Annotated in this window: 7 protein-coding genes; 4 read left to right on the top strand and 3 right to left on the bottom strand. The window is 40.8% G+C overall.

Going from position 1 to position 12,131, the window contains the following annotated elements:
- Window positions 1–112: 112 nt before the first annotated feature.
- Window positions 113–625 (bottom strand): GspH/FimT family pseudopilin, encoded by a 513-nt coding sequence (locus CXF86_RS02850; protein WP_102038297.1) that lies wholly within the window; start codon window positions 623–625, stop codon window positions 113–115.
- Between the two features lie 245 nt (window positions 626–870).
- On the opposite strand from CXF86_RS02850, the gene CXF86_RS02845 reads away from it, so the two are divergent.
- Window positions 871–1,209: a P-II family nitrogen regulator gene (locus tag CXF86_RS02845; RefSeq protein ID WP_102038296.1), complete on the top strand. Its 339-nt coding sequence runs from the start codon at window positions 871–873 to the stop codon at window positions 1,207–1,209.
- A 56-nt stretch (window positions 1,210–1,265) separates the two neighbouring features.
- Here the strand turns inward: CXF86_RS02845 and CXF86_RS02840 are convergent, their stop codons facing one another.
- A complete protein-coding gene (locus tag CXF86_RS02840) occupies window positions 1,266–2,282 on the bottom strand; it encodes a LacI family DNA-binding transcriptional regulator (protein ID WP_102038295.1) in 1,017 nt (338 codons plus the stop codon).
- Between the two features lie 423 nt (window positions 2,283–2,705).
- On the opposite strand from CXF86_RS02840, the gene CXF86_RS02835 reads away from it, so the two are divergent.
- Both CXF86_RS02835 and CXF86_RS02830 read left to right on the top strand, forming a co-directional pair.
- Window positions 2,706–5,330 (top strand): TonB-dependent receptor, encoded by a 2,625-nt coding sequence (locus CXF86_RS02835; protein WP_102038294.1) that lies wholly within the window; start codon window positions 2,706–2,708, stop codon window positions 5,328–5,330.
- Window positions 5,331–5,492: 162 nt separating this feature from the next.
- On the top strand, window positions 5,493–7,019 hold the full coding sequence (locus tag CXF86_RS02830; protein WP_102038293.1) for a tryptophan halogenase family protein: 1,527 nt from the start codon (window positions 5,493–5,495) through the stop codon (window positions 7,017–7,019).
- 62 nt (window positions 7,020–7,081) lie between these two features.
- Here CXF86_RS02830 and CXF86_RS02825 read toward each other — a convergent pair whose 3' ends face one another.
- A complete protein-coding gene (locus tag CXF86_RS02825) occupies window positions 7,082–7,804 on the bottom strand; it encodes a SapC family protein (protein WP_102038292.1) in 723 nt (240 codons plus the stop codon).
- A 1,492-nt stretch (window positions 7,805–9,296) separates the two neighbouring features.
- Between CXF86_RS02825 and CXF86_RS02820 the strand changes: the two genes are divergently transcribed.
- Window positions 9,297–11,960, top strand: a complete 2,664-nt coding sequence (locus CXF86_RS02820; protein ID WP_101090422.1) for a family 20 glycosylhydrolase — start codon at window positions 9,297–9,299, stop codon at window positions 11,958–11,960.
- The last annotated feature ends 171 nt before the right edge of the window (window positions 11,961–12,131 follow it).

Below are 12,131 nucleotides of genomic sequence, written 5' to 3'. Positions count from 1 at the left end.
TATATTACAAATTGTGATGACTTTCAGTAGCTAAATAATACAAAGAACCCGCCAAAATATTGGCTTAAAAGCCTTTCTTGACTAATAATGTTCGCCTTTTAAATATGTACAATTAATCACATTCAATATTCTTCTTTTTAGAAAATCTAACGCGACCAGATTGACTGACAATTATGGCACGCGAATATGAATTATTGATGGTATCAGGGCAATAACTCAAGGTTCCATTGGTTCCTGACGCTAGTCCTTCTGCTTGAAATCTAATTGCTGTTCGGTTATAGCTGACAAAGTCTTTTGCGTTAAATGGCCCTATGATGTAAATAATTTTATCTTGCCCATCTATCAAGTTTAATGTGCCAGAGTCTGTGAATACTGTAATGTTATTATGCCAGTCATCGCTACAACCTTGTTCGGATATTGGGCAAACTGTCACTCTTAAACCATATGCAATTGCATGATTTCTTGCCAGTTGCACTGATTGTTGAATTTTACGTATGCTTGAGTCTGAACGGATTTGTGCGTATAGCGTATTGAAGGACGGAACTGCAATTACAGTTAAAATTGTTGCTACCACAAGTGTGACCATAAGCTCGATTAACGTAAAGCCATGCTTCTTTTTAATCATGTTGTATCTTCCCTGAACAAGCTATATCGCATCCTGCGACTAGATAGCTTTTGAATAACTTTAGGCAGTATAGTGATCGTGTTAGCTCAACCTAGGTTGATTTTTTAGATTGTTCCGTTATAAGAAGACAGCATTCATTTTTAAAGTCGGCACAAAATCACTTTAGACTACAGAGTTTTGTGGCTGCATGTTAAGCTAGATAGTTACTAAATTAGTTAATTCAGCAGGTTGTTAGGAGTTTTACGATGAAAAAGGTCGAAGCTATTATTAAACCATTTAAGTTAGATGATGTACGTGAGTCACTTGCTGATATTGGAATTAATGGAATGACGGTGTCTGAGGTTAAAGGCTTTGGACGTCAAAAAGGTCATACTGAGCTGTATCGCGGCGCGGAGTATATGGTCGATTTTTTACCTAAAGTAAAAATTGAACTGGTTATTCAAGATGAACAACTCGATCAAGCGATTGACGTTATTGTTGATACTGCTCGTACGGGAAAAATCGGTGATGGTAAGATTTTTGTGACTGATGTTGAAAGAGTCATTCGTATACGTACAGGCGAAGAAAACGAAGAAGCGGTATAACAATATTACTGTCCTTTCACATGATTTAGCGAGCAAGTCATGCGAAAAGACGGCGATTACTTTTTAGGCGAGGTTGAAGAATCTCTAATCACTGGCTCTGGCACAAATACTCTCGATTGATCTGACGCTTGAGCGCGACGCTTGGCGATTAATAACTCAGTAGCGATATGTGCAATTTTTTCGTTGGGCTGATGTACTGTGGTCAGTTTAGGCCAGGTTTGACGTGAAAAAGGACTATCCTCAAAGCCGACAATCGAAATGTCTGCTGGTATATCAACTCCCTCAAGTCGTGCTGCAAACAATGCCCCTGCGGCAATTTCATCGTTACAAGCGACGATAGCGGTAGGTTTTTTTGACTGCCTTAATAGCTTTTTAGCGCCTTCGACCCCCGATTCAAACGAATATTGTCCATCAATGATGAAGCTATTATTAATCGCAATATTATTGTTGCTTAGTGCTTGCTTAAAACCGGCTAAACGCTCTTTAGTCGATTCATGTTGTTCATCACCACTTAAGAATGCGATCTGTTTATGACCGAGATCGATTAAATGTTGTGTGATAGATATTGCGCCAGATTTATCATCCACCAGCACTGCTAGGCCATTATTATCTTCAAGCTTTTCACCTGCAATGATGCGTACATAACTGGCATCTATTTTATCAAGTGCGGCCAATATTTCCGGGTCCTCTGATAAAGGAGGAGTGAGGACTAAACCCGATAACCTATTGTGCTTAACCAGCTTTATTAGTTCATCGCAAATATCTGCAGACTTTGAGTCACAAGGGTGGATCAACAGCTCATAGCCAAGATCTTTACATGCAGACAAAATACCATTTTGCATATCAATAATATAGTAGGCGTTAGGATTGTCATAAACAAAACCAATAACGTAAGAGCTTGTTCCTGCTAGGCTTCTTGCCGCAAGGTTGGGTTGATAATTTAATGCTTGAATGGCTTCATTAACTTTATCTATCGTTGCTTGCTTTACCGAAGGCTCGTTATTGGTGACGCGAGAGACGGTTTTTATCGATACGCCAGCGTGTTTAGCGACATCATTAATAGTGACTTTCATAAAGCTGATTTCTCGTTAATAAGAGAGCATGGCAATTATATTTTGTAGATAACATACCGCTAACATTTGAAGGTGTGGCGACAATATTTGTTATCGAATTTAGCCGTATAGTGCGAACTTTTGAAGTAATTAGCAATCATCAGCGGCTATTTTTTGCATCTATTACCCATATATAAAAAAACATCACAGCTAAAATTGAATCTCGCACCCAGTATAACTGATTGTATTTAAAGATTAATGATGTTTTGCATTCTACTCGCATGTTGTTTTTTATAAATATAATCGACGCGATGGTTATTTTGTTGTGGCGTCGCTGTTAAATATTGTGTAATGTTTGCTCTAGTCATGACAGCGTTGTCATTCCGGTTGGGGAATGGTTATGGATATAAAAATAAATATAATAAGTTATGGAAGGGAAACGAGATGCGACCATCTACTTTTAAGAAAAATGTACTAGCTACAAACATTGCGCTACTCCTCGGAAGCGCAGTATCTATGTCTGCCATGGCAGCTGATGCTGATGCAACTGTCGCAGCAGATGAAAATATCGAAAAAATTGAAGTACGTGGTATGCGTGCATCAATGAAAGCGTCAATTAACGCAAAAAGATTTTCAGATTCAGTTGTTGATGCGGTAACTGCTGAAGATATCGGTAAGTTCCCAGACGGTGATGTTGGTGAGTCACTGGCTCGTATTCCTGGTGTTGCTGTAAACCGTCAGTTTGGACAAGGCCAGCAAGTTTCAATTCGTGGCGCTTCTAGCCAGTTGACACGCACATTGCTTAACGGACATTCAGTTGCCTCTACGGGTTGGTATGACCAACAAGCTATTGACCGTAGTTTCAACTATTCACTTCTACCACCAGAAATGGTCGGTGCAATTGAAGTATACAAGTCTTCTCAAGCTGATATCGCAGAAGGCGGTATCGGTGGTACGGTAATTGTTAAAACCCGTAAGCCGTTAGATCTTGATTCCAATTCAATTTTCATCAGCGCTAAAGCCGACTACGGCACTATTTCTGAAGAGACAGATCCAGAACTTTCTGGCTTATATAGCTGGAAAAATGAAAATGAGAGCTTTGGTTTCTTAGTCTCTGCAGCAGCGTCAGAAACATCTTATCAGCGCAATGGTATCGAATCTCTCGTCGGTTGGGGTGACATTGTTCCAACAACTTTTGAGCAAGATAGAGAACGTACAGCTATCAATGGTGCATTCCAATACCGCCCAACAGACAATTTGGAGTTTGGCTTAAATATCATGACGCTTGATATGAAAGCGAATAATGCAAATACATCGTTGTTTACTATGTTCCCTAGCATCGTAGATGGCGATAATCGTAAAGATGAAATTTGTGAGCAGAAAAATTCATCTGGCACTTGTACCTTCTACCGTCGTGATGGTTTGGCCGCGAATCCTGGTTGGGCTCAGACTTGGGCCCGTAAAGCGAGCATGGATTCAAACACATATGATTTGGATTTCAAGTACGATGCTGACAGCTATACGTTAGAAGGCCGTGTCGGTAACACCAAGTCTGAAGGTGGTACTGAGATGACATCAAATTATGGTGGTTGGATTGGTGACGTATCTGATTTTGTTGGTACATACGATGCTACTGGCGATGTGATTAATATTGATATCGCAAATAAATCATTTGGCGCTGAAGACTTTAAAGGCCAACTGGCACCAGCGGGTTGGTCTTTAAAGAAACAGCCTAATTCAGATGAAGAAACATACGCACAATTTGATGTTACTGTTCCTGTAGACCTTGGTGCTATTACTTCATTCAAGACGGGTGTGCGCTGGACTGACCACGATGTAAAGCAGGAAACATTCCCTGGGATAGTGAATGCTGATGTTGCAGCAAAAGATGCATCTGAGTATTACTCAGGTACCGTGTCATCAGGTGCCGGTTTTACACTGCCTAAGCCAAATTTAGATGCAATGCTTAAAGATGCGAATGCGGCAATCTCTGGATTTGATAAAGACAACACCGTTTATAAGTCAGGTTACGGTACGATTAGCGAAGAGAACTTAGCATTATACTTAATGGCTAATTTTGAAGCTGACGGGATCCGCGGTAACTTTGGTCTACGTTATATCTCTACTGATGCAACCTCTGATTACTATAACCTCCAATCAGACGGTTCTTACGCAGATGGTTTAAGCACTCTGGAATCAAGTTATAGCGATGTACTTCCAAGTGTTAACGTCGCATTTGACGTTGCACCAGATGTAATTATTCGTACCTCTGCTTCACAGGTTATTTCTCGTCCTAACTATGGTGATATGTTTGCCTCATCCGCTTTAGCGGGTTATAAAGACGGCACTGCGGGCAACGAAGTTGTCAATACAGGTAATATAGCACTAGAACCTTTTAAAGCGACTCAAGCCGACTTAGGTGTCGAGTGGTACTTCAGCCCAGACGGTATTGTTGCGGCAACTTACTTTATTAAAGATATCAGTTCATTCGTCACCTCAAACCAAATTCTTAACCAGAGCATTGGTATTGTTGACCCAGATTCTGGTGTAGATAGCTGGACCAAGTCAACCAAGAAAAACGGTACTGGTGGCCAAATCCAAGGTGTTGAACTTCAGCTTCAAGATTCATTTGAAAATGGTTTAGGCTATTCAGCTAACTATACGTTTGCAGATTCTGATGCTCCGGCTGACAATTACCCTGATCAAGTGAGTGTCTTCTCTGACTCTTCTAAGCACACCGTAAACTTAGTGGGTTATTATGAGATGGAAGACTTCTCTGCTCGAGTTGCTTATAACTGGCGTAGTGAATACATGATCCGTGAGCTACCAGGTTTCTACGGCAACCGTGAACACCAAGATTATGGAACCGTCGATTTGAGTGCTAACTACAATATTACTGATTACTTATCAGTGACGTTTGAAGTGGTTAACTTGCTTGAAGAAGACAGTGTTCAACTTGGTGTCGCACCAGATGCTGCTGAAGTTAAACCAGAGCTTAAAAACGGTTACCCAGCATGGAGCTTTGAAGGCGAAGCTCGTTATAAGGTTGGTGTAGCGCTACGTTTCTAAATATAAATTACATTTAATAAAAGCCCAGCATTAGCTGGGTTTTTTGTTAGAGAATATGCATGATGAATAGAAGCGAATTCATCCCAATAATCTGTGTTATTTGAAAGTCAGATTGCAGACATTATTGTTTGATTTAGCCGCTAATTAATATGGAGACATCTTATGGATATTAAAAAAATCGCCATTGTTGGCGGCGGAACGGCAGGCTGGCTTGCTGCAAATCATTTAGGCAAAGCAGCACTTAGTAATGAACATCTCTCAGTTACGCTTATCGAGTCGCCCGATATTCCTACCATAGGGGTCGGAGAGGGCACTGTTCCTGCTATACGCCAGTCATTACAGAGTTTTGGGATCAGTGAAACGGAGTTTATTCGCTGTTGTGATGTGACGTTTAAGCAATCAATAAAATTCGCTAATTGGCAGGATAAAGTAAAACATCCTGAGAATAACTTTTATCATCATCTGTTCGATATGCCAGGTCCTGTTACTGAAGGTTTAACCCGTTTATGGTTGTCAAGAAAGACCGGAACATACGCAGAGGCTGTTTCTCCACAACATGCTGTCTGTGAAGCCTATAAAAGCCCTAAGACAATCAGTGATGCAGAATATAAAGGGCACTTAGGTTACGCTTATCATTTAAACGCAGCTAAGTTTGCTAAGTTACTTGGCGTTAATGCAAAAGCCAATTTTAATGTCAAACATATCAGTGCAAATGTAAACGATGTGATTATGGGTACTGAGGGAGAAATTAAATCACTAGTGACCGATACAGCGGGCACTCTCGAATTTGATTTTTATATCGACTGTAGTGGTTTTGCCTCTCTGTTGATTGATAAAGCATTGCATGTGCCGTTTATCAGTAAAGCAGATCAGCTATTTGTCGATAAGGCTATCGCGGTTCAAGTGCCCACTGATGCTGACTCTGTTATTCCACCTTTTACCATTGCAACCGCTCATCAAGCCGGATGGATCTGGGACATAGCTTTAAGTCACAGAAGGGGCGTGGGCTTTGTCTACTCGACAAAGTACATGGATGATGCCACGGCACTTGTAAAGCTAGATAAGTATCTAGGTGGCAAGCTCGCAGAATATCAACATCGCACCTTGCCAATGACCGTGGGCTATAGAGAGCGCTCTTGGGAAAAAAATTGCGTTGCTCTTGGTTTAGCACAAGGTTTTCTAGAACCCTTAGAGGCCACCTCTATTCTATTAACTGATTTTGCAGCGGGTTTTTTAGCGGACAGATTTCCTGCATCAGCAACCCAGTTGACGGCAGTGAGAGACCGATTTAATCATGTGATGGGGTATGCATGGGAACGCGTCGTTGATTTTATTAAGCTGCATTATTGTTTGTCCGATCGCAGCGACTCGCAATTTTGGATCGATAATCGTGATCCAAAAACCATGTCTGTAGAACTAATCAAACGTCTATCACTATGGCAAGATTTTGCTCCCAATCGTGAAGATTTCTTTAGTAAGTTCGAAGTTTTTGATTTAGAAAACTATTTATATGTTTTGTTCGGAATGAATAAAACACCCGACTGCAAGATTTCGCTACCTGATGAATTAGCTCATATTGAGAAGCAGGGCCAAAGATTAGAGGAAGTGACTCGGCAATTGGTTAAAGAGCTACCCAATCACAGAGAACTACTTGAGAAAATTAAACAATACGGATTGCAGAAGCTTTAGCTTTTAAGCCGCGAGTCGCAGTGAATGTTAAGCTTTCACTGCGACAGAGACGCGATATAAAATTATTGACTCTTATCGTACTGGTTTTGTTTTTCTATTAGTCTAGGAAGCTGTTGCAAAGAGATGATATGAGCATAGATGAGTGATAGAAGCCCTTTGTTTTTCAAAACTAAAAACTCTTCATCGCTTAAATTATTAAGCAGTTTCTCATCAACGATATAAACACCATCAATATTAATGACTTGCTCATTTTTTAATAATTTAACGCTAAGTTGCTTAGGTGTGAGTAGCGCTTTCGACGCTAAAAACTGGCAAATATTGGCCGTTTGTTGGCTATATGATGCTATATCTAAAAGGGCTTGAGTTCGGGATTTTAGATATTCAGATTGCTCTTTATTGTCATTGAAAAGTCTATGACCACTATTGTCCACAATCAGCTTGTTATCTTCATCAATACAAACCATCACATCTTCACTTTGTTCATTGGTTTTTACCAATGACAAAGGGGCATTATTAAAACCTAATGGTCGTATAACAGGCAGCCAATTATCTTGCTGACAATACAAGTTAACACCGTTTTTAATCCCCATTAGTGCGACTGGAATAAACTGCCCAGTTTCAGTATTTTTTACAAAAACTAGCGGAAACTCTGATGCTAAATGATGAAACTCATGGAATACCACTGGAATAAGGTGTTGATCTGCAAATCTTCGGTAATCTGTTGATTCGGTAATCTTAATCTGAAGGTGTTTGTCTGAGTTTAATGGGGCAATACTTTTACTCATTGTTTATTAATCCTTTTCACTATTTTATATAGCTTTTTATTCTATTTATTATGCAATAACACTTGGGCTCAAAGTACTATTTACCTAATAGATAAGCTAAAGATGTTTATCGCTTGTGAAGTATTTGTAGCGCGTTTTGACAGCGCTGTCAATTTGAGGTGCTATGATAAATGTAACTGCTTTAGGTGAGAGCTGAAAGCAACGAATTTAAGAGTGTTGGCTTAGCAATTGACGCTGTAGCTATTTATCAATCAACACCTTTATTCGAAAGCGAATTATCCACATTACGAAAAAGAGCTTTAACTTAGCGGGGAACAGGCCCAAACAACCGGTAAATATTGGTTTAGGAGTGGTTATTTCCTTTTTAAATTATCTATTCAACAATAATGAAAAGATACCGCGTTCTGCTTTCGTGCGCTGGCTATACTCTGTCGGTAATAAGAAGTAGGACTGTTCCATGCCTTCGTTGCTTGGTGACACTATGATTTTAGGGCGGAATTTATTCTGTAGTATTCATTTTATCAGTGAAACAATCATTACTTCGCTAGGTTGCATTAAACGCCCGCATAAACACATTTTTAAGTGACGTGGATATATCAAAACTGTTATTAATTGGGCTTTTTAGTGTTCAGATAATCATTTTAAACTTATTAAGTTACTGTTTTTATATAGTTTTACTTTTAATCAATGATTTTGTTTTAAAAAACCACACATTAGATGTCAAAAAAATGTAGATATCTTGTTTCTCTTTGTGTATGTTTACCAATGACAGCGTTGTCATCTGCTTGTGTGACAAGTTGTTTGTAAGGTCTTCATGAATAGGATGAGGTCTCCTAGTTCGTGTTTTTTAACAAATAAAATAGCGTTTGTTATTCCTATAGTCTCTCCCCGGAAACTAATGTGGGCCGAGTACTTGATAAGTGCTCGGCCATTTTTTTATTAGGACAGCGAGACCCATTTGACTCGGTTATATATTAATAATAGCGCTAGCCTAATGATACCTATCTCAGTATCAAGCTAAAGTTGTGGCAACCGAGATGAAGCAAAAGTGTAAAGTTGAAGAGTCGCTGGTAGGCAATATAGATGAAGCTAGAACCTTGGCGAGTCAGACATAACAAGCAACGGGTGAAATCCAAAAAATGATCTAGCGGGTTCAGCATAGCGTGACAGAAACGGTTTCGATAATACGATCTAGCCAAAGCTTGTCTAATAACGCGGTGTCTCACTCTAAAGAGATTAAAGTTTTGCTAGGTAACGTGGCCATAATTGTATCTAATATTAACCATATGAACTTAGATATCGCCAGTGCTGCGAGACTGAAGTAACAGCTGGAATATTGGGCAGTTTGGGTGAGTTAGTTGCAGTGTCAGGTTGAGCATCAATGGATAGTGAAAAACATGCAGTATCGAGTGTTCGGTTATTTCACCAGGGGGAGAAATTACGAGACTTGATGAAATCGTTCCACCTATAAAATATATAATAGAGGGTAGTAATGAAAACAAGATTGATAGTGGCGGCCGTTAGCCTGGTATTGGCAACGACTGCATGTGCTCAAAAGGATGTTGAAACCGTTGTGGCTAGTGATGTTAGCATCAGCTCCCCTGACGCATTGACGCAGCAACAACTCGATATTATCGGTCAATCTCTGGCGGTGACCTATCGCGTGGTAACCAATGTCGCTGATGAACAATGTGACAAAGTCGCGGGTGGTGGAAAGTGCTTTGTGGCTGAGATAGACCTTACTTTTCCTATCGATGTTCAAAGTAAAGATTGGGCCATTTACTTTTCTCAGATGCGACCGATTCAATCCATCGTCGGTGATGAATTTACCATTTCCCACATCAAAGGTGATCTGTATAAAATTGAGCCGTCAATTGGCTTTAAAGGTGTGGTCAAAGGCGACACAAAGACGATTCAGTTTAGAGGCGATAATTGGCAGCTGGCAGAAACAGACGCAATGCCGAACTACTATATCGTTGCTAATGGTTCAGAACCAATATTAATTGAGAGTACTAAGGTACACATAGATCCTGAAACTGGCATGGAAACCCGTCCCTATGTCAGTGATTTTACTGACCCTGTAAAACACTATAAGCGAACGGCGGCCGATACCGTTGAGTGGGCCACATCGAGTGTTCTATATCGTAACAATATAGCGACTGAATCGAACCCTCAATTAGCTGAAAACCGTATTCTACCGACGCCGAGTAAAGTTGAAGTTCGTAGTACTGATAAACCTGTCTCTTTAAAACAAGGGATCAAGCTAACTTATAATGAAGTAGCGCCAAAGTCTATTGCCGCTGCAGTTAGCCGTTTGGCTCGAGTGGGTGTGCTTGAAACTGAAAATGGTATCTCAATAACGCTATTACCGCTGTCAATTAAAGGGGTTTCTGGCAGTTATCAACTAGATATTAATCCACAGCTGATCACTATCTATGCCGATGATGAGGCGGGATTTTCATATGGGTTAGCCTCACTAACATCACTGCTTGATGTCAATACGCTGGCCGTTAACGCTATGCTGGTGGAAGACTCTCCACGCTATGATTTTCGTGGCATGCATATTGATGTATCACGAAATTTCCACAGTAAGAAACTGATCCTCGATCTATTAGATCAAATGGCAGCTTATAAGTTAAACAAGTTGCACCTACATATGGCTGATGATGAAGGTTGGCGATTAGAGATTGATGGGCTTCCTGAACTGACGGATATTGGCAGCAAACGTTGTCACGACTTAAAAGAGGACAACTGCTTGTTGCCTCAATTGGGCAGTGGGCCCTTTAGCGATACAAAGGTCAACGGTTATTACTCTAAAGCTGATTATATTGAGATTTTGCAATACGCAGCGGCTCGGCAAATTCAAGTCATTCCATCAATGGACATGCCTGGTCACTCACGCGCAGCGATTAAATCAATGGAAGCGCGATATCGTAAGCTGATGAAAGCTGGCTTAACCGCAGAAGCTGAGCAATATTTACTGTCAGACCGTGACGACAAAACGGTTTATTCATCGGTGCAATATTATGACGATAACACCTTAAATGTGTGTATGGAGTCGACGTTTAACTTTATCGACAAAGTCATTGATGAAATTGCGGACTTGCATAAAACTGCAGGCGTTCCATTGTCGCGATATCATATAGGTGCTGATGAAACTGCGGGTGCGTGGCTTGAATCACCTATGTGTAAGGCGTTTATTACCAGTAACGACAAAGGAGTTAAAAGCACCAGTGAGCTTGGAGCCTATTTTATAGAGCGCACTTCACAAATGTTGGCAGATAAAGGGATTAAAGCCGCAGGATGGAGTGATGGTATGAGTCATACTCGTCCTGAAAATATGCCTAAAAATGTTCAATCTAACGTTTGGGATATCGTCGCCCATGGCGGTCATAAGCGAGCACACCAACAAGCGAATCTAGGTTGGCAAGTGGTGTTAAGTCAGCCCGAAGTACTTTACTTTGACTTCCCCTATGAAGCCGACCCCAAAGAGCATGGCTACTACTGGGGCATTAGGCATAATAATGCTCAGCGCGTTCACAGCTTTATGAGCGGGAACTTGCCTGCCAATGCAGAGCAGTGGGGCGATATTGAGGGATTGCCGTTTGAAGCTGATGACAGGGTTAAGCGTGACGCAAACGGTAAAATCTTGAGCGAACCGTTATCAAAGACTGCAAAATTCAGTGGTATTCAAGGCCAGTTGTGGAGCGAAACGGTTCGCAGTGACGAAGTGGCTGAGTATTTAATGTTCCCCCGGGTGATCATGCTGGCAGAGAAAGCTTGGCATCAACCAAACTGGGAAGTCCCATATCAATACCAAGGTGCAGTTTACAATCAACAAAGTGGCTTCTTTACGACAGAAATGCGTCAGCAACAGGCGTTAGAGTGGCAGGCGATAGCGAATACCTTAGGGTATAAAGAACTGATAAAGCTTGATAAGGCGAATATTGCCTACCGTGTGCCCACCGTTGGCGCTGTTATCAAAGAGGGCAAGTTATACGCAAACCTAATCTATCCCGGTTTATTGATTGAGTATCGAGATAATGGGCAGAAATGGAAAGCCTATCAAGCCGGAGTCGCGGTCGAAGGTGACGTTGAGGTAAGAGCAATTGCTGCAGACGGTGTGCGAAAAGGTCGTAGTTTGATTGTGAAGTAACAAAGTATTTACCTCAAACCTTTAACGACGTAAGTATTTACTAAGCTGAAATGCAGTAACGGTGGGGCGCTACTGCATTTTTATTGTTTTTAATTGCAATATGGAAAAATTAAATGACAACGCTGTCATTCGTGTTGTAACATACGATTAACTTAGTGGCTTTCTTAGTAA

Source organism: Shewanella sp. GutCb, assembly GCF_002836135.1.
Classification (GTDB): Bacteria; Pseudomonadota; Gammaproteobacteria; order Enterobacterales; family Shewanellaceae; genus Shewanella.
The sequence above is the reverse complement of the archived record's forward strand: the minus strand, read 5'-3'. Positions and strand labels throughout refer to the sequence as shown.

Coding starts and splice junctions, on each gene's coding strand:
- CXF86_RS02850 (WP_102038297.1), bottom strand. CDS start 625: ATGATTAAAAAGAAGCATGGCTTTACGTTAATCGAGCTTATGGTCACA.
- CXF86_RS02845 (WP_102038296.1), top strand. CDS start 871: ATGAAAAAGGTCGAAGCTATTATTAAACCATTTAAGTTAGATGATGTA.
- CXF86_RS02840 (WP_102038295.1), bottom strand. CDS start 2,282: ATGAAAGTCACTATTAATGATGTCGCTAAACACGCTGGCGTATCGATA.
- CXF86_RS02835 (WP_102038294.1), top strand. CDS start 2,706: ATGCGACCATCTACTTTTAAGAAAAATGTACTAGCTACAAACATTGCG.
- CXF86_RS02830 (WP_102038293.1), top strand. CDS start 5,493: ATGGATATTAAAAAAATCGCCATTGTTGGCGGCGGAACGGCAGGCTGG.
- CXF86_RS02825 (WP_102038292.1), bottom strand. CDS start 7,804: ATGAGTAAAAGTATTGCCCCATTAAACTCAGACAAACACCTTCAGATT.
- CXF86_RS02820 (WP_101090422.1), top strand. CDS start 9,297: ATGAAAACAAGATTGATAGTGGCGGCCGTTAGCCTGGTATTGGCAACG.